This window comes from Xylanimonas oleitrophica (genome assembly GCF_003244315.1).
Taxonomy (GTDB): Bacteria; Actinomycetota; Actinomycetes; order Actinomycetales; family Cellulomonadaceae; genus Xylanimonas_A; species Xylanimonas_A oleitrophica.
The window spans coordinates 72,851-90,302 of record NZ_QKWH01000002.1 but is presented as its reverse complement, the minus strand read 5'-3'; the positions used below and the strand labels follow the sequence as shown (position 1 = coordinate 90,302).

14 protein-coding genes are annotated in these 17,452 nt (G+C 72.4%); 1 reads left to right on the top strand and 13 read right to left on the bottom strand.

The window, feature by feature from the left end; genetic code table 11:
• Positions 1–6 precede the first annotated feature (6 nt).
• The 13 genes from DNL40_RS04295 to DNL40_RS04235 all read right to left on the bottom strand — a co-directional run bounded on the left by DNL40_RS04295 (position 7) and on the right by DNL40_RS04235 (position 15,232).
• Positions 7–1,173 carry a nucleotide sugar dehydrogenase gene (locus DNL40_RS04295; RefSeq protein WP_111250019.1) on the bottom strand — a complete coding sequence of 389 codons (1,167 nt, stop codon included), beginning with the start codon at positions 1,171–1,173 and terminating at the stop codon, positions 7–9.
• Between the two features lie 184 nt (positions 1,174–1,357).
• Positions 1,358–2,806, bottom strand: a complete 1,449-nt coding sequence (locus tag DNL40_RS04290) for an NCS2 family permease (RefSeq protein ID WP_111250018.1) — start codon at positions 2,804–2,806, stop codon at positions 1,358–1,360.
• A 109-nt stretch (positions 2,807–2,915) separates the two neighbouring features.
• Positions 2,916–3,500 (bottom strand): CAP domain-containing protein, encoded by a 585-nt coding sequence (locus DNL40_RS04285; RefSeq protein ID WP_146252013.1) that lies wholly within the window; start codon positions 3,498–3,500, stop codon positions 2,916–2,918.
• Positions 3,501–3,717: 217 nt separating this feature from the next.
• Positions 3,718–5,382 (bottom strand): chitinase, encoded by a 1,665-nt coding sequence (locus DNL40_RS04280; protein ID WP_111250016.1) that lies wholly within the window; start codon positions 5,380–5,382, stop codon positions 3,718–3,720.
• On the bottom strand, positions 5,382–7,874 hold the full coding sequence (locus DNL40_RS04275; RefSeq protein ID WP_111250015.1) for a glycosyltransferase family 2 protein: 2,493 nt from the start codon (positions 7,872–7,874) through the stop codon (positions 5,382–5,384). The genes DNL40_RS04280 and DNL40_RS04275 overlap by 1 nt, the downstream gene beginning before the upstream one ends.
• A gap of 185 nt (positions 7,875–8,059) precedes the next feature.
• Positions 8,060–9,559 (bottom strand): sugar transferase, encoded by a 1,500-nt coding sequence (locus DNL40_RS04270; RefSeq protein WP_245885654.1) that lies wholly within the window; start codon positions 9,557–9,559, stop codon positions 8,060–8,062.
• A 321-nt stretch (positions 9,560–9,880) separates the two neighbouring features.
• Positions 9,881–10,369 carry a hypothetical protein gene (locus tag DNL40_RS04265; RefSeq protein ID WP_111250014.1) on the bottom strand — a complete coding sequence of 163 codons (489 nt, stop codon included), beginning with the start codon at positions 10,367–10,369 and terminating at the stop codon, positions 9,881–9,883.
• Positions 10,366–10,728: a response regulator gene (locus tag DNL40_RS04260; protein ID WP_111250013.1), complete on the bottom strand. Its 363-nt coding sequence runs from the start codon at positions 10,726–10,728 to the stop codon at positions 10,366–10,368. Before DNL40_RS04260 ends, DNL40_RS04265 begins: the two co-directional genes overlap by 4 nt.
• On the bottom strand, positions 10,725–11,210 hold the full coding sequence (locus DNL40_RS04255) for a chemotaxis protein CheX (RefSeq protein ID WP_111250012.1): 486 nt from the start codon (positions 11,208–11,210) through the stop codon (positions 10,725–10,727). The genes DNL40_RS04260 and DNL40_RS04255 overlap by 4 nt, the downstream gene beginning before the upstream one ends.
• On the bottom strand, positions 11,207–11,590 hold the full coding sequence (locus DNL40_RS04250) for a response regulator (protein WP_111250011.1): 384 nt from the start codon (positions 11,588–11,590) through the stop codon (positions 11,207–11,209). Before DNL40_RS04250 ends, DNL40_RS04255 begins: the two co-directional genes overlap by 4 nt.
• Positions 11,587–12,492 carry a CheR family methyltransferase gene (locus DNL40_RS04245; protein WP_111250010.1) on the bottom strand — a complete coding sequence of 302 codons (906 nt, stop codon included), beginning with the start codon at positions 12,490–12,492 and terminating at the stop codon, positions 11,587–11,589. The genes DNL40_RS04250 and DNL40_RS04245 overlap by 4 nt, the downstream gene beginning before the upstream one ends.
• Complete coding sequence (locus DNL40_RS04240) at positions 12,489–13,586, bottom strand: protein-glutamate methylesterase/protein-glutamine glutaminase (RefSeq protein WP_111250009.1); 1,098 nt, start codon at positions 13,584–13,586, stop codon at positions 12,489–12,491. Before DNL40_RS04240 ends, DNL40_RS04245 begins: the two co-directional genes overlap by 4 nt.
• 41 nt (positions 13,587–13,627) lie before the next feature.
• Positions 13,628–15,232, bottom strand: coding sequence for a methyl-accepting chemotaxis protein (locus DNL40_RS04235; RefSeq protein ID WP_111250008.1), 1,605 nt, complete (start codon positions 15,230–15,232; stop codon positions 13,628–13,630).
• Between the two features lie 202 nt (positions 15,233–15,434).
• Between DNL40_RS04235 and DNL40_RS04230 the strand changes: the two genes are divergently transcribed.
• Positions 15,435–17,378 carry a putative bifunctional diguanylate cyclase/phosphodiesterase gene (locus tag DNL40_RS04230; RefSeq protein ID WP_146252012.1) on the top strand — a complete coding sequence of 648 codons (1,944 nt, stop codon included), beginning with the start codon at positions 15,435–15,437 and terminating at the stop codon, positions 17,376–17,378.
• The last annotated feature ends 74 nt before the right edge of the window (positions 17,379–17,452 follow it).

Sequence of the window (17,452 nt, the reverse complement as noted above, 5' to 3'; positions counted from 1 at the left end):
GCTCGGTCAGTCCCGGCCGTAGATGTCGCGCGTGTAGACCTTCTCCTCGACGTCCACGAGCGCGTCGGAGCGTCGGTTCGCCACGATGACGTCGGCCCGGGCCTTGAAGGCGTCCAGGTCGCGCACCACCTCGGAGCTGAAGAAGCTCTCCTCCTCCAGCGTGGGCTCGTAGACGATCACCTCGACGCCCTTGGCCTTGAGCCGCTTCATGACGCCCTGGATCGAGGAGGCACGGAAGTTGTCGGAGCCCGACTTCATGATCAGGCGGTACATGCCGACGGTCCGGGGCTCGCGCCGCAGGATGTCCGCCGCGATGAAGTCCTTGCGCGTGGTGTTCGCCTCGACGATGGCCGAGATGAGGTTCTGCGGAACGTCCTGGTAGTTCGCCAGGAGCTGCTTGGTGTCCTTGGGCAGGCAGTACCCGCCGTACCCGAACGACGGGTTGTTGTAGTGCGACCCGATGCGCGGGTCCAGGCCCACGCCCTCGATGATCTGCGCGGTGTTCAGGCCGCGGGTCGCGGCGTACGTGTCGAGCTCGTTGAAGTACGCGACGCGCAGCGCCAGGTAGGTGTTGGCGAACAGCTTGATCGCCTCGGCCTCCGTGGCGTCCGTCAGCAGCACGGGCACGTCCTTGTCGACCGCACCCTCCAGCATGAGGTCGGCGAAGAGCTTGCCCCGCTCGCCGCGGTCCCCCACCACGATGCGCGAGGGGTGCAGGTTGTCGTGCAGGGCCCGGCCCTCGCGCAGGAACTCCGGGGAGAAGAAGACGGCGGCACCGGGGTGCGCCTCGCGCATGCGGCCCGTGAAACCCACGGGCACGGTGGACTTCACGACGACGGTGGCGTCCGGGCTCAGCTCGAGCACCTGGGCCACGACGGACTCCACGGACCGGGTGTTGAAGTAGTTGGTCTGAGGGTCGTAGTCCGTCGGGGTGGCGACGACGACGAGGTCCGCCCCGGAGTACGCGTCGACGGCGTCGGTGGTGGCCCGGAGGGACAACGGCTCCTCGCGCAGGTACTGCTCGAGCTCCGGGTCGACGATGGGCGACTGCCTGCGGTTGATCTTCTCGACCTTGGCCGGGTCGATGTCCACCGCCACGACGTCGTGGCGCTGGGCCAGCACCACGGCGTTGGAGAGACCGACATAGCCGGTTCCGGCGATCGCGATCTTCACGGGTACCTGCTCTCTGCTGCTGCGGACGTTGCTCACCGCATCGTGCCAGCACCGCCCGCCTCCGGCAGGACGGAGGAGCGACGCCGTGGTGGACGGCAGGCGAACGGCACGTGGACGACGACGGCCTGCCGCCCTCGCAGGGCGGCAGGCCGTCGTCGTGCGCCCGGCCGGGTGCCGGACCGGGTCAGAGCCCCAGCGCGGCCCGGATCGGGTCGAGCGTGAAGTACAGGACGAACAGGATCGACGCCGTCCACATGAGCGGGTGGACCTGCTTCACCTTGCCCAGCGCGAGCTTGATGATGAGGAACGCGATGAAGCCGGCGCCGATGCCGTCGGCGATCGAGTAGGTGAACGGCATCGTGATGATCGTGAGGAACGCCGGGATGGCGATCTCGACGTTCTTCCAGTCGATGCCCGCGATCTGCGTGAGCATGAGGAACCCGACGAACACCAGGGCGGGGGCGGCGGCCTCGTAGGGCACCAGCGCCACGATCGGCGACAGGAACGTGGCGAGGAGGAACAGGCCACCGGTCACGACCGACGCGAGACCGGTGCGCGCGCCCTCGCCCACGCCGGCGGTGGACTCCACGTAGCTGGTGTTGGAGGAGACGCTGCCCATGCCACCGGCGATGGCGGCCACGGAGTCGACCACGAGGATCTGCTTGGTCTTGGGCGGGTTGCCCTGCTCGTCGAGCAGCTTGGCCTCGCCGCCGACGGCCACCATGGTGCCCATCGTGTCGAAGAAGTCGGCGAGCAGCAGCGAGAACACCAGCAGGATCACGGTGACGACGCCGATGCTCTGGAACGAGCCGAGCAGCGAGAAGTGGCCCAGGATGCCGAAGTCGGGGACCTCGACGACGCCGCTGAAGGTGGGCGCGGAGTTGAAGCCGGCCGGGTTCTCCTCCGAGCGCGCCCCGATGTGGAGGGTGTTCTCGAGGATCACGGCCAGGACGGTGGCCACCAGGATGGCGATGAGCATCGCGCCCTTGACCTTGCGCACCCACAGCACGATGGTCAGCACGAGGCCGACGACGAACACGAGGATCGGCCACGTGCCCAGGTTCCCGAGGGCGAGCACGGTGGCGCCGTCACCGGTGACGAACCCGGCGTTGGCCAGGCCGATGAGGGTGATGAACAGGCCGATGCCCACGCCGATCGCCGTCTTGAGCTCGACGGGCACGGCGCGGAACACGGCCTCGCGGAACCCCGTGAGCACGAGCACGAGGATGATGACGCCCTCGATGACCACCAGGCCCATCGCATCCGCCCACGTGACGTCCGGCAGGCCGGCGATGGAGAACGCGACCACGGCGTTGAGGCCGAGGCCGGCAGCGAGCGCCATCGGGTAGTTGGCGAGCACGCCCATGAGGATGGTCATGACGCCTGCGACGAGCGCCGTGGCGGCCGCGATCATGCCGAGGTTGGGCTCGTCCCCGCCGCCCAGGTACTGCCCGGTGCCGTCCTGCACCGTGCCGATGATGAGCGGGTTGAGCACCACGATGTAGGCCATCGCGAAGAAGGTGACGAGGCCGCCACGGATCTCCGTGCCGACGGTCGAGCCTCTCTCGGTGATCTTGAAGAAGCGGTCGATCGCGCTGAGCTCGGAGGCCGGCGCGCTGGTGGAGTTCGCCATGGGCGCAATCGTGCCAGAACGATTCGGCGGACCGATGAGTTCCCAGGTCGCGTGGCCGGATCGTGACCACGTGTTAACACGCACCCCGCTGAGACGGGAGGTGGTGGGGCTACGGCAGGCCGAGGAACACGTGCGCGCACAGCATCTGCGGGGCCCGGCCCGGCGGCCCGTCGTCCACGCACCCGACGGCGCCGGAGTCCAGCCCGGGGTCGTGGATGTTGGCGCGGTGCCCCGGCGAGCCGAGCCACGCCTCCACCGCCCCGGCCGGCGGGTACCCGGAACGGACCAGGTTCTCGGCGACCTTGCGGACCGGGCCGCACTCGTCCATCACGCCCTCGAGCGGGGCGTGCACGAGCTCGCCGGTCCCGGCCAGGGCTGCCGCCCGCTCGTGGGCCACGCGTGCCGCGCACTCGTCGTGCCGCAGCGCGGCGAGCCCGGCCTCCTCACGGCTGCTGTCGACGCCCTCCTGCACGAGCGCCGCGTAGACGGCGGGGTCGGTCAGGTCGGGCTCCTCCGGCGCCGGCTCGGGTGCCGGCTCGGGTGCCGGCTCAGCTGCGGGCTCCGGTGCCGGAGCGGGCGGGGCCACCCGCACCGACGGCGTCTGCGTCACCGTCACCACCACCGGCTCGGGCACCGCCGCGCCCGCCGGCGCGCACGCCGCCACCAGGGGCACCACGAGGTGCAGCACGAGCACCGTCCCACCACCTCGAGCCCACCGTGCGGGTCTCTGCGGCACGTCGTCCTCCATCAGCCGTCCTGCCGTGGTGGCCCATCGTGGCAGACGACGGCACCCCGCCGGGAGGGTCGGCCGTGCAGGCGCACGGAGCACAGGGGCGCAGCGGCACAGGGGCGCAGCGGTGGGACGACGGAGGCCCGGGACGGCGTCGCCGTCCCGGGCCTCGGTCCCGTGGTCAGCCCTCGGCCGGAGCCTCCGGGCCCTCCCCGCTCTCCTCGGCGCTCTCGCCCGCACCCTCCTCGGCCGGGGCCGTCCCCGCCTCCTCAGCCGCCTTCTCCACCTCCAGGGAGGTCAGGGGCCGCCACGGGGAGGTGTTGTCCCCGGCGAGGCTGGCGCGGGGGTCGTCGCCCTGCGTCCACCACTTGGCCTGGTACGGGATGCCGTCGAGCAGCACGCGCGCACCGCCCTCGTACGGCTTCTGCCCGTCCCAGGCGGGATAGGTGCCCTCGGGCAAGGTGGGCTCGGGCTCGGGCGTCTCGCCGGGCAGCACGGGTCCCAGGATCTGCCACGGGGAGTCGCTGACGGAGACGGTCGGGTCGTCGGGCACGTCACCCTGGGTCCACCAGCGCGCGGTGTACACGTAGCGGCGCCACACCACCTTGGTGCCGGCGACGTACCCCGCGTTCTCGTCCCAGATGGGGTACGGGCTGGTGGCCGGGTCGTCGACCGGGGTCGCACGCGGCCCCGGGGCGTCGTCTCCCGCGGCCCGGGTGGCCGACGGCGAGGGGCTGGCCGACGCCGACGGCCGCGCCGAGGCGCCGTCCTCGGGCTCGCGCTCGGCGCCCACGACGTCGAAGGCCGCCTGGAACTGGCCGGGCTCCTGCTCCACACCGCTGCACGAGTCGGAGACGACGGTGAGGTCGCCCCAGTTGCCGCCGCACTCGCGGTCACGGTTGGCCGACCACATGGACGCACGGCCCACGCCCTTGTCGACGGCGAACGCGGCGAGCTGCTCGGCGCCGCGCACCGTGAGCACCTCGGCGGGTACGTCGTTCTGCCCGATCATCGGAGTCATGCCGACGCGGTGCCACACCTCCTCGCTCGTGAGGGAGACGCCCGCGTTGGCGTACGCGCGGGAGAGCTGCTGGTGGGTGGCCTCGAGCGCCTGCTTGCTGCCGTCCACCACGGAGGTGCCGGCGGGCAGGCTCTCGGCGTAGTCCATCGTCATGACGTTGACACCGGTGAGGTCGACACCGCCGGCGAGCGTCCCGGTCACGGTGCGCAAGCCCTCGTCGGTCAGACCGGTGGGGGCCACGGGGAGGGTGAGCCACACCTCGAGCGGCTCGCCGGCCGCCTCGCGCTCGGCCTGGAGGGCAGCGATCGCCCGGGCGCGCCGGTCGGTCGCGGCGCCGTCGCGCAGCGCCTCGCCCTCGATGTCCAGGTCGATCCGCGTCAGGTCGTAGCGGTCGATCACGCGCGAGTACGCCTTGCGCAGCGCCCCGTCGTCGGTGCAGGCCACCGCGAGCTCGTCGTTGATCTGCCCGCCGAACGACACGCTCACGTCCCCGCCGAGCTGGCGCAGGCGGGCGACGCGGCGGTCCAGCTCGAGGGACTCGCCGGCCTCGTCCATCGTGTAGTGGGTACCCCAGCTGGGCACGCAGGGGCGGGCGGAGTCGGCGACGACGAACGACAGCACGACGTCACGCACCTGCTCCTGGCGCTCGAACGCGTACGAGGGCGTGGCGGTGACGTCCACGTACGGCGCGAACCAGGCGGGCACCACGTCGGGGGCCTGTGCGGCGCTGCGCCGCTCCTGGACCGTCATGAGGCCGGCGCCGGCCAGGCCCACCGCGACCGTCGCGGCGAACGCGACCCGCCAGCGGGAGAGTCGTCGTGCCATCAGCGGCCTCCGTCGGGCTCAGGGGTTCGGGTCTGGTCGGTGCCGGGCTCGGGGGCCGGCGGGGTGTCGGGCTCGGCCCCGAGGTCTCCGGCGGCGGCCTGCAGCGCCAGCTCGGCCTCGCGCTCGAACTGCTCGAGCTCGGCGGCCACGACCTCCTCGACGACGGCCTCGTCCACCACGGGCGCCTCCAGCAGGAGCGCGCCCTGCCCGTGCCGCACGGCGGCGACCGCCGTCGCGCGCGCGTGGGCCAGGCTCTCGCGCGCGGCGAGCTCGAGCGGCGCGGCGGTGCCGTCGGCGCTGGAGCCGACCGTCAGCACGGAGTGCCATCCGCGCTCGGGCGGCCCCTGCGGCCTGCGGTCGGGGACGTCGACCCAGAACCATCCGACCAGGCCGCGCCCGATGTCCACGAGCAGCGCCCCGACGCCGATGTAGGCGACGATCGCGTACGACGCCATGACCGTGTTGAACCCGGCGAACGCGGCGTTGCCCCAGTTCTGCAGCTGGAAGTCCCGCACGAACGAGAAGACCGAGAACCCGACGATGACGAGCGGCGCCATCACGTGCAGCAGCGGCGCCGCGGTGCGGTCCTTGACCTTGGGCGTGCGGGCGAACGGGATCTTCGCACCGGTCACGGCCTGCTGGAGCGACTTGAGCACGCCGGCGAGGTTGACCGTGAGCAGGATCAGGTTGAACCCGTAGATGCGGAACACGTCGGAGCGCTTGTAGCCGAACTGCTTGAGGTCCGAGGCCATCGAGATGAAGTACCCGGCGGCCATGAGCAGCACCAGCGGGCTCAGCAGGCGCCCGTCGTAGGGGTAGGCGAGCAGCAGCACGAGGGCGACGCTGGCCCACGCCGTCGAGGCCATGTAGTTGACCCGCAGGAACTGCTCGGCGAGGCGCACGGGCGTGCCCTGGCGTCGCTTGGTCCGCACGTGCGCGAAGAACTTGGGCATGATCAGCAGGCCACCGTTGGCCCAGCGGCGGCGCTGCACCACGAGGGAGCCGAAGTCGGGCGGCGTGGCGCTGTAGCTCAGGCGCTCGGGGTAGTTGACGAGGGTCCACCCGTGCGTGGCCAGGTCGATGCTGGACTCGGTGTCCTCGATGACGGTGCGGTCCTGGATGTAGCGGCGCACCTCGTAGCCACCCACGGACTCGACCTCGACGATGTCGTCGAGCGCCCTCTTGCGGATGACGGCGTTGGCGCCCACCCAGAACGTGGCACCGAACTGCGTCATGCCCTGGTGCAGCATGTGCTGGATGTCGGTGGTGGCGCCGGCGAGCCGCTCGATGCGGGTGGCCGCGCCGCGGAACGCCGAGTACGGCGTCTGCACGACGCCGACACGCTCGTTGCCCGGCTGCTCCAGGAAGTGCACCAGGCGCAGGCAGTACTCGCGCAGCAGCACCGAGTCGGCGTCGAGGGTCAGCACGTAGTCGCTGTCGGGGACGGTGAGCACGTGCTCGTCACCCGGCTCCACCTCGGCCAGGCCCAGGCCGTCGAGCGTCTGCTCGATGCGGTAGGTGCCACCCATGAGCGCCAGGTAGGAGTTGAGGTTCATGGCCTTGTTGGCCTCGTGGGACGTGCTGACCCACGCCTTGCGCTGGAACACCGACACCTCGGCGGTGAAGATGCGCACCATGCGCTGGTAGAAGCGGTCGAGGGCGGCCACGGGCAGCACCTGGCCGTCCACGGCGCCGGCCTCGATGGCGGCCGCCGTCGTCTCCAGGTCCTCGGCCAGCTTGCCGTAGACCTGCTCGTCCAGGAACGTGCCCACGTGGTCGTCGGTGCGCTCCACCGCGGCCAGGCGCACCGTCCACCGGGCCGCCCACCGGTACTCGGCGGCGAGCGCCTGCACCTCGGCGGGCGTGGCCGGCGTCTGCGGGTCGGTGCCCTCGGGCCGGCCGGCCACGAAGCGGGCGTGCGCCTCCTCGACGTGGCGGCGCGGGGTGGCCAGGAGCCGGTTGATCTGCTCGGGCAGGCTCTTGGTGGCCTCGACCCGCGCTGCGTCGGCCGGGTTGGAGGGGTTGATGGGGTCGTCGAGGAGCAGCACGACGCGCAGGTCGGGGTACTCCTGCAGCGCCGTCGACAGCAGCGTCGCGCGCACGACGTCGGTCTCCTCCGCGTAGGAGGGCACGAGCACGGTGAGGCTCGGGGTGCGCCGGGCGAAGAAGCGGTCGAGCTCGGAGCGGGTGGTGCGCTGGTGGTCCCGGAACCGGGTCAGTGCACCTTCGCGGGCCAGCAGGTACATCAGGGCGCTGAACCCGAGCGCGGAGACGGTGACGACGTAGGCGACGGCCTCGACGGAGAAGCGGAAGCCCGCGTCGGAGTCGATGAACTCGCGCAGCACCGTGGAGATCACGTAGAGCAGCCAGAACGTCACGGTCAGCACGATGGCGACGCGCGAGCGGGCGATCTTGCCCGTCGTCGGCCGAGGGTGTTGGATAGGCAGCGGCTCGGTGCGGCGCTCGGCGCCCCACTGTCGGCGGCGGCTCATGCGGCCGCCTCCCAGGGGAGGGCACGGCGCAGGCCGGCACGCAGACCGGCGGCGCCCGCAGGGGCGGTACGCGGGCAGGCTGAAGCGACGTGAGAGCAGGGCACGTCAGCATGTTCACATGCGTCGGGGCTACGGTCATCCCCCCTTCAACCAACTCACCCGGGTGATGCTGCTCACCCACTGGGTCAATATGCGCCCTGACCTCCGAAGACGGCCTTGGCGGTCCTCGCGAGGATCAGGAGGTCGCCGAACGGGGTCCAGTTCTCGGCGTAGTAGACGTCGAGCCGCACGCACTCCTCCCAAGGCAGGTCCGATCGGCCGCCCACCTGCCACAGCCCCGTGAGGCCGGGCTTGACCAGCAGCCTGCGCCGCATCCGCGCCTCGTACCGGCTGACCTCGGCGGGCAGCGGCGGGCGCGGGCCCACCAGGCTCATGCTCCCCGAGAGCACGTTGAACAGCTGGGGCAGCTCGTCGAGGGAGTAGCGGCGCAGCACACGCCCCAGGGGCGTGACCCGTGGGTCGTCGCGCTGCTTGAACAGCGGCCCCGCCCCGTCGTTGCGGGCCTCTTGCAGGGTGGTGCGCTCGGCGTCCGCGCCCACCCTCATGCTGCGGAACTTGAGCATCCGGAACGTGCGCCCGCCGCGACCCACCCGGTCCTGGCCGTACAGCACGGGCCCGGGGCTGGTCAGCCTGACGGCCAGGGCGATGCCGAGGAGCGCGGGCGCCAGCACCACCGTCAGCAGCGCGGCGCCGGTCCAGTCCATGACGGCCTTGAGGAGGAACTTGGGGCCGGCGAACCGTGGCGCGTCGACGTGCAGCAGCGAGACGCCCTGGGCGGGGGTGACCGTGATGCGCGGCCCGGCGACGTCGGCGAGCTCGGCGGTGAGCATGAGGTCCACCCCCACGGGCTCGAGCTCCCACCCCAGGCGGCGGACGACGTCGGAGGTGATCGCGTCCGACCCGCTGACGGCGACGCAATCGGCGCCGACCTGGGCCGCGATGGCGCCGGCGGTGGCGAGGTCGCCCAGCACGGGCACACCGGCCACCTCGTCCCCCGCCCGCACCTCCCCCACCGGCACGCACACCCCCACCACGCGGTAGCCGGAGCCGGGCCGCCCGTTCATCTCGCGGATGAGCCGCTCGGCCTGCTCGCGCAGGCCGATGGCGAGGACGGCGGTGGTGAAGGCGTCCTCGGACCGCCGCCCGTGCAGCCAGCCACGCCACAGGAAGCGCTCGGCCAGGAGCCCTGCCAGCCCGACGGGCAGCGTGACCAGCAGGTAGCTGCGCACGCCCGCCGCCGAGACGAGGAAGGCACCGACGGCGACCACGCTGAACAGCTTCCAGGAGGCGTCGAAGACGCGCTGGTACTCGATCGGTCCCGAGCCCAGCACCCGCGGGTCATAGCTGCGCGCGACGGCGAGCCCCACCATCCAGGCCACGACGATGGCGAGGCTCAGCGCCGTGCGCGCCGTGGCGGAGCCCGCCGTCGCGCCGGGCACGACGTGGTGCAGCGCGTGGGCCAGGCCCACGGCCACCACGAGCACGGCCAGGTCGGTCAGGGCGAGGCGGCGACGGTAGGACAGGTGCCACGGCTGGGCACCGAACAGGTCCCGCACCTCGCGCAGCCACCGCGCGCGGTTCTTCGCACGCGCGCTGGTGAGCCGCCCTGGAGTCGCAGTGCTCACGTCGGGCTCCCTCGGTCGACCGCTGGTCCCTCGGTTCCCGGCTGCCCCCGCGCCGTTGGTCTCCGACTCTATGAGCCGTCTGCGCGCGGAAAAATGCGCCGCGGAGGCTTTCACCCACGGCAGGCGGCACGATTCACCCGGTGGGATTCCTCACGTCCCCCACGCCCGGCCGATGGGTGTGCTGAAGAGCGTCCACGCCGCGCCCGGGCCAGGGCGGCCGACAGTCACCGCCGCTTCTCGACGGTCGGCTGTCGGACCAGACCCGGCCAGGGGCAGACGCCCCGCAGGAGATGGCGGCGCACCCGTGCGCGCCGTGGCAGGTCAGAGCACGAGCACGGACCAGCGGCCCTTGCCGTACCCGGCGACGCTCACGTCCAGGTCCATCCGGCGCACGTACGACATCACCCAGGGCTGCACGTCGTTCGGCAGCGCCTCCCCCGGCAGGTAGACCGTGTCCAGGCGCAGGTGCGGCGACGTCTCGGTGTTGAACAGCGAAGCGACGACGTTGAGCACCTCCGCCGCGTTCTCGGCCAGGTTGTGCGGCAGGAAGCCCCCCTCCGCGGCGTCCTCCGACGCCCCGGCCGGGATGAGACCGATGGCGGCCCCCATGTGCGCGGCGAGCGGCAGGTCGAACAGGACCAGGGCCTGCAGGCGCATCCCCCGGTCCACGTACGTGCCGACCAGCGCACCGCCCTCGGCGGCCGGGTCCACCATGCTCCCGCCCGTCAGGACGTCGACCTCACGCCCCAGGAGACCCTCGGCCAGCTCGCGCAGCTCCTGCGCGTTCGGCAGCGGCGTCTCTGCGCTCATGCGAGCACCGGCTCGATGACGTCGCGGAACGCCTCCGGCGTGAACGGCTTGGCGATGAGGAACAGCGCACCGGCCGCCTCCGCCGTCTGCCGCATCTCCGGGGAGCCCTCGGAGGTCACGAACCCGAACGGCGTCCCGTACCCCTCGGCGCGCAGGCGCCGCAGCAGGTCGATGCCGGTCATCTCCGGCATGTTCCAGTCGGACAGGACGACGTCCGGCTCGTCCTCCCGGATGGCCTCCAGCGCCTCGGCGCCGTTGGCGGCCTCGCGGATCTCCCACTCATAGCCGGCCTGACGCAGCGTGCGGATGACGATCTGCCGCATCACGCGGCTGTCGTCGGTCACGAGTGCTCGGATCATTGCAGGGTGCTCCCTTCGCTCAGGGCCGCGGCGGCAGAGTCCGTCGACCACAGGGTGATGACGATGGGGCGGCCTCCCCAGGAGAGCCGCAGCTTCTCCAGCAGGACGCCGTCCGCGGGCGGCTCGGCGGCGACCTCGGGCAGGCCCAGGGTGCCGGGGAACGGCAGCAGCGACTTGAGGTTGCCGCCCACCATGTTGGCGATCTCGCCGAACGCGTCGAGGCGGTCCTCGTCGCCCACGACGGCGTCCGGGCCGAGGCCCAGCAGCGCGCTCGCCAGGTCGTCCACGGTGCCCCGCTCCGAGCTGAGCACCGCGCGACCGGAGAACGGGCCGTGGAACGCGACCCACGCGGTGAGCGGCTCGTGCTGCACGGGCAGGTCGCCGTGCCACTCCTCGAGCGCTCCCCCACCGGGGATCATGGCGTCGAACACCTCGCGAGCGATCTCGAAGATCTCCCGCTCACCGACGGCGATAGGGCTCATGCGTGGGTCTCCGTCCGGACGAGGCCCAGGATCTCGAGCTTGGCTCGCATCGCGTCGGGCGTGAACGGCTTGATGAGGTACTCGTGGGCGCCGGCCGCCAGGGCACGCACGATCTGCGACTGCTCCGACTCGGTCGTGACCATCATGAGGGTCATGGACCGCCACTGGGGACGCGCCCGCACGGAGGTCACGAACGTCAGACCGTCCATCACGGGCATGTTCCAGTCGACGCACGCGAGGGCCGGGTCCAGGCCGTCCTCGAGCAGGGCGAGGGCCGCCTGCCCGTGCTCCGCCTCGTACGGTTCCAGTCCCAGGTCCTTCAGGATCCCGGAGACGATCCGCCGCATCGCACGCGAGTCGTCGATCACCAGTGCTCTCATTCCTGCCCTCCTCGGGCCAGGGCGGGTACGACCGCCGCTCGGTGGGTGTGGGTCATGCCGGTGGCCACGGACGGGACGGCGCCCGTCGCAGGCCGCTGCACCACGTACAGCGAGCCGCGCCCGGCCTGCACGCGGCTCCATTCGCCGTCCATGCCGAACACCGTCTCCGCGGACCCGAGGACCAGGACGCCGCCGGGCGCCATGACGCGGGCGACCCTGCGCAGGATGTCGTGCTTGACGGCGACGTCGAAGTAGATGAGGACGTTGCGCAGGAAGACGATGTCGAACGGCCCGAGGGGCAGCATGTCCAGCAGGTTGTGCTTGCGGAACGTGACGCTGCGGCGCAGGTCGGGGTTCACCTGCCACTGGGCGCCGGAGCGCACCAGGTGGCGGACCATCATCGACGCGGGCATGCCACGGTTGATCTCCAGCTGGCTGTAGGTGCCGCTGCGGGCCTGCGCCAGCACCTGGTCCGACAGGTCGGTGGCAAGGATCTCGACGGACGCGGTGGGGGGCAGCACCTCGGCCGCGGTCATCGCGATCGAGTACGGCTCCTGGCCCGTGGAGCAGGCCGCCGACCAGACGCGCACGCGCGCGGCCGGCCCCCGCTCGGCGACGATGCGCGGCAGCACGTGCTCGCGCAGCGACTCGAACGGCAGCTGGTCGCGGAACCACGAGGTCTCGTTGGTGGTCAGCTCCTCGACGATCCGCTCCCGGTCTGCCTCGGTACCGCTCGCGCGCACCTGACGCACCAGCTCCTCGACGTCGGCCAGGCCGCGCTCGCGGGCCATGCCGAGCAGGCGCGTCTCGACCAGGTACTCCTTGCCGGGGGCGAGGCGGATGGCGCTGCGACGCAGCACCAGGTCCGCCACGTGCTCGAAGCTCTCCGCCGACAGGCTCATGCCGTCCTCCCCAGCTGGGCACCCGACAGGTGGCGTTCCACGGCTCCCGCGATCTCGGGCAGGGGCAGCACCTGGTGGGCCAGGCCCGCCAGTGCCACGGCGCCCGGCATGCCCCACACGACGGCCGACTGCTCGTCCTGCACGACGGCGGTGGCACCGGCCTCGACGAGGCGCCGCACGCCGGTGCGCCCGTCGCTGCCCATGCCGGTGAGCACCACGGCGAGCACGTCACCGCCGAGGTGGTCGGCGACGGAGTCGAAGAGGACGTCGACCGAGGGCCGGCAGTAGTTCACCGGGGGGCGGTCGTCCAGGGCCGTGACGAGGCGCCCGCCCTCACGGCGCAGCACCAGGTGGTGGTCTCCGGGGGCGATGTAAACGGTGCCCGCCTCGAGGCTCTCGCCGCCGGTGGCCTCCACGACCCGGGCGGGGCCCAGCCGGTCGAGCCGGGTGGCGAGCTGCCGGGTGAACAGGGGCGGCATGTGCTGGACGACGAGCACGGGCACCGACGGCGGCCGGGTCAGGGAGCCGAGCACCTGCGAGAGGGCCTCGGGCCCGCCGGTCGAGGACCCGACGACCACGGCCCGCACGGGGCGCGGCGGGGGCGGCGGGAGCAGCACGACGGGCAGCCGCGGGGCGCGGGGCGCCGTCGCCGGGGCAGGCCCCGGGGTACGGACGCTCGGGCCACGACCCGGCACGAGCGCGTGCAGCCGCGGCACGAGCTCCTCGGAGACCCGCGCCAGCGACTGCGCCAGGCTGCCCACGTTGGCGGGCTTGGTGACGTAGTCGGTGGCGCCGGCGGCGAGAGCGTCGAGCGTGGCCTCGGCCCCGCGGTCGGTCAGGGTCGAGAACATCACGATCGGCATGCGGTGGCCCGCGCGCCGCAGCGCGCGGACCGCCTCGATGCCGTTCATCTCGGGCATCTCGACGTCCATCGTGATGGCGTCGGGCGCGAGCTGCTCGACCTTGTTGACGGCGATCTTGCCGTTGGCGGCCACACCGACGACCTCGATGCCGGGGTCGCGCGAGAGCGCGTCCGTCACCAGTCGGCGGATGACGACGGAGTCGTCGACCACCAGCACCCTGATGGGAGTCATGGTTCCTCCTGCTCGGCCCCGGAGGGCCGCACGGGTGCGGGTCAGTAGGTGAAGGCGGAGACGCGTGCGCGCAGGTCGGCCGCCATCCGCGCCAGGTCCTCCACCGAGCTGCCGATCTGCCCCAGCGTCTGCGAGGACTGCGAGGCGGACGCGGCGACGCCGGTGATGTTGGCGGCGATCTCGCCCGAGCCTGCCGCTGCCTCGCTGACCGAGCGCGACATCTCGTTCGTCGTGGCGGTCTGCTCCTCCACCGCCGAGGCGATGGTCAGCTGGAAGTCGTTGATCTGCGCCACGATCTGGTCGATGAGGCCGATGACGCCCACGGCACCGGTGGTGTCGGCCTGGATGGCCTCGACCCGCCGCGCGATGTCCTCGGTGGCCTTGGCCGTCTCCTGCGCCAGGTCCTTGACCTCACCGGCCACGACGGCGAAGCCCTTGCCGGCGTCGCCCGCCCGGGCGGCCTCGATGGTCGCGTTGAGCGCCAGCAGGTTCGTCTGCTCCGCGATCGACGTGATGACCTTGACCACGTTGCCGATCTCCTCGCTGGAGGACCCGAGGCGCGACACGGCCTCGTTGGCGTCCTTGGTCGCGGCGGTCGCCTGCGCGGCCACCTTGGCGGCCTCGGCGGCGTTCTGGGCGATCTCGCGGATGCTGGCACCCATCTGCTCGGCACCGGCGGCCACGGCCTGCACGTTGCGGCTGACCTGCTCGGCTGCCGCAGCGACCACGCCCGCCTGGGCGGACGTCTCCTCGGCACCGGCGGCGACCTGCCCCGAGCCGGCCGACAGCTCCTGCGCCGCAGAGGCGACCCATGCGGAGGTCTCGGTGACGCCCGCGATCACCTCGCGCTGGCGCTCCAGCGTCACGCTCAGCGTCTGCGCCAGCGTCGCGATCTCGTCGTTGCCCCCCACCGCGGGCGGCGGCGTCAGGTCGCCGGCGGCCGCCCGCTCGAGCGCCCCCCGCAGCACGTGCATGCGTCGCGTGATCGAGCGGGTCAGCAGCAGCACGAACACCACGGAGAGCACGACACCGAGCACACCCACCACCAGCATGCGCACCACCGTGGAGGCGATCTCGGCGCTGCCCTCGGTGTTCTCGGCCGCGGCCCGGTCGGCCTGGCCGGTGGCCTCGGCCTGGATCGCCTCGACGACGTCCGTCGTCAGCGGACGGATCGTCTCCTGGAAGTAGGTGGCGAACCCGGCCGCGTCACCGGCGTCGGCCAGCGGGATCAGCGTGTCGAGCGCGGCGTCGTAGTAGGCGTCCAGCGCAGCGTCGATGTCGTCCACCGCGTCCTGCGAGACGGCGTTGTCACGGTAGGCCTCGATCTGCGCGTCCAGGTCCTGGCGACGCTCGACGAGCTCGCTGCGCAGCTCTGCGCGCGTCTCCTCGTCGGCGATGCCGTACTGGATCACCCGGGCACGGTCACCCTGGTAGGAGCGCTGGATCTCGCTCAGCGCGACGATCGGCACGAGGCTGTGCTCGTACGCGTCCTCGGCACGCTCCTGCGCCGAGGTCAGCCCCGCGTAGGCCACGGTGTTGATGACGAGCAGGGCGACGATGACGACGGCGAGCGCGGCCAAGACCTTCGCACCGATCGTCCGCAGGACGAGCTTCGACGGTCGCGCAAGCGTGCCGGCGTCGGCCATGGTTCCTCCATGAGTGGGACGGGAGTGCCCTTCCGTGGGCGCCCCTCTCATCGGTCACCTGGGGCCGATGTGAAGGTCGACCCGCCGTCTTTCTGACGGGCGAAGTCCGGCCGCCCCTCCCCCCAGGGCCCTTCACGGAAGCTGACACGTGCCGATGGGTCTCCCGAGGCTGCGCCGCAGCGAAGCGAGGGAAGTGACGAGCATGGTGATCAGCAGGTGGACCAAGGCACGCTCGGCGAGCGCGCTGCCACCTGACTCCGTCGCGCTGCGCGTCGCCCAGCTCGAGTCGGTGCGCCGCACGGCCGTCCCTCTCTACCTGGCCTGCGCCGCCAACGTGTGGGTCACCGCCGTGCTGATGCAGCACCGGGTCCCGCCGGTGGTGCTGCTCGCCGGCCTGGTCCCGGTGACCGCGGCCGCCGTCGTCGTCGTGGCCCTGCGCCTGGCACGCCGCGCCCCGGGCGTCACGGAGCAGGCCGTGACCCGCGGGCTGACCTGGAACCGCCAGGCGGTGCTGTGGATGGCCGTCTGGCTCGTCGGCTGGGCCCTGGCGCTCTACCGGTACGCCGACCTCGCCGAGCGCGTGTACGTCGCCCACTTCGCGACCGTCTCCCTCGTGGCCTGCCTCGTGTGCCTGACGTACTCGCGCCGCAGCATGCTGCTGGCCGTGCTCGCGCCCGGCGGCGTCGCCGTGCTGGTGCTCGCCGTCTCGGGCGAGCCGCTCCTGCTCGCGGTCGGGCTCGAGACGGCGTTCCTCCTCGCCGCCGCGCTGCCGGTGGCCGGCTCGCGCGAGCGGAACCTGCGGCGCCTGGTCCTGGCGCAGGAGCGCGAGGGACGTTCCCAGCGCCAGATCACCGACCTCGCGCTCAACGACCCGCTCACCCGCCTGCCGAACCGGTACACCATCACGCAGGCGCTCGACTCGGCCCTCGACCGTCCCGACCCGCGCGCCACCGTGCTGTTCGTCGACCTCGACGGGTTCAAGACGGTCAACGACACCCTCGGCCACCAGGCGGGCGACGTGCTGCTGGCCGAGGTGGCGCGCCGCCTGGAGCGCACCGCGCGCCGCCACCGCGTGTCGGTGGGACGCCTGGGCGGCGACGAGTTCGCAGTGCTCCTCCCCCACGACGACCGTGCGCGCGGCGAGGCCCTCGGCTCGGAGATCGTCGCCACGCTCAGCGAGCCCTACGACCTCGACACGGCCCGCACCGCCCGGATCGGCGCGTCCGTGGGCGCCGCCCTGGCTCCCGCGCACGGCACCGACGGCGAGGCGCTGCTGGCTCGCGCGGACATCGCCCTGTACGCCGCGAAGGACGCCGGCAAGGGCACCGTGCGGGTGTTCGACCAGGAGATGGAGCGCCGTCTGACCGCCCGCATCGACCTCGAGGCCGCCCTGCGGCGCGCCCTGGCCGACGAGGAGCGCGTCTTCGTCTTCTACCAGCCCATCGTGGACGCGACGACGGGCCGCGTCACCGCCCGCGAGGCGCTCGTGCGCTGGCACGACGCCGACCGCGGCTGGGTGCCGCCGAACCAGTTCGTCCCGGTGGCCGAGGAGTCGGGGCTCATCGGTGACCTCGGCCGCCTGGTACTGACCCGCGCCTGCCAGGACGCGACCACCTGGGCCGACGGAGCACGGGTGGCGGTCAACATCTCGGCCGAGCAGCTCGGCCGCGGCACCCTGGTGGGCGAGGTGCGCGAGGCCCTGGCGGCCTCCGGGCTCCCCGCGGGGCGGCTCGAGCTGGAGATCACCGAGACCGCGATGTTCACCAGGGCCGAGGCCAGCACGCAGGAGCTCGCCGAGCTGACCGCGCTGGGCGTGCGCGTGGCCCTCGACGACTTCGGCACCGGGTACTCCTCCCTCTCGCACCTGATCGCGTTCCACATCGACAAGATCAAGATCGACGGCTCGTTCGTCCGTGAGTCCAGCGAGAGCCCCGCCTCCGCGACGGTGGTACGCGCCCTGATCTCGATGGCCCGCGAGATGGGCCTGACCACCGTGGCCGAGTGCGTCGAGACCGAGCAGGAGCTCGAGCGGCTGCGCAACGACGGCTGCACCGAGATCCAGGGCTACCTGTACGGGCGCCCCGAGCCGCGCCCGCAGGACGCGCAGTACGTGCAGGCGCTCAACACGCTGCGCCCGCGCATCTGAGCCGCACCGTCCGGCGTCGGCAGCGCTGCCGACCATGCCGAAGCACGCGGCCATCGCGACCCCGCGGCGAGCAC

What these genes read in the sequence shown, in the direction of transcription:
- DNL40_RS04290 (WP_111250018.1), bottom strand. Translation starts at nt 2,806, where the DNA reads ATGGCGAACTCCACCAGCGCGCCGGCCTCCGAGCTCAGCGCGATCGAC.
- DNL40_RS04280 (WP_111250016.1), bottom strand. Translation starts at nt 5,382, where the DNA reads ATGGCACGACGACTCTCCCGCTGGCGGGTCGCGTTCGCCGCGACGGTC.
- DNL40_RS04275 (WP_111250015.1), bottom strand. Translation starts at nt 7,874, where the DNA reads ATGAGCCGCCGCCGACAGTGGGGCGCCGAGCGCCGCACCGAGCCGCTG.
- DNL40_RS04265 (WP_111250014.1), bottom strand. Translation starts at nt 10,369, where the DNA reads ATGAGCGCAGAGACGCCGCTGCCGAACGCGCAGGAGCTGCGCGAGCTG.
- DNL40_RS04260 (WP_111250013.1), bottom strand. Translation starts at nt 10,728, where the DNA reads ATGATCCGAGCACTCGTGACCGACGACAGCCGCGTGATGCGGCAGATC.
- DNL40_RS04255 (WP_111250012.1), bottom strand. Translation starts at nt 11,210, where the DNA reads ATGAGCCCTATCGCCGTCGGTGAGCGGGAGATCTTCGAGATCGCTCGC.
- DNL40_RS04250 (WP_111250011.1), bottom strand. Translation starts at nt 11,590, where the DNA reads ATGAGAGCACTGGTGATCGACGACTCGCGTGCGATGCGGCGGATCGTC.
- DNL40_RS04245 (WP_111250010.1), bottom strand. Translation starts at nt 12,492, where the DNA reads ATGAGCCTGTCGGCGGAGAGCTTCGAGCACGTGGCGGACCTGGTGCTG.
- DNL40_RS04240 (WP_111250009.1), bottom strand. Translation starts at nt 13,586, where the DNA reads ATGACTCCCATCAGGGTGCTGGTGGTCGACGACTCCGTCGTCATCCGC.
- DNL40_RS04235 (WP_111250008.1), bottom strand. Translation starts at nt 15,232, where the DNA reads ATGGCCGACGCCGGCACGCTTGCGCGACCGTCGAAGCTCGTCCTGCGG.
- DNL40_RS04230 (WP_146252012.1), top strand. Translation starts at nt 15,435, where the DNA reads ATGGTGATCAGCAGGTGGACCAAGGCACGCTCGGCGAGCGCGCTGCCA.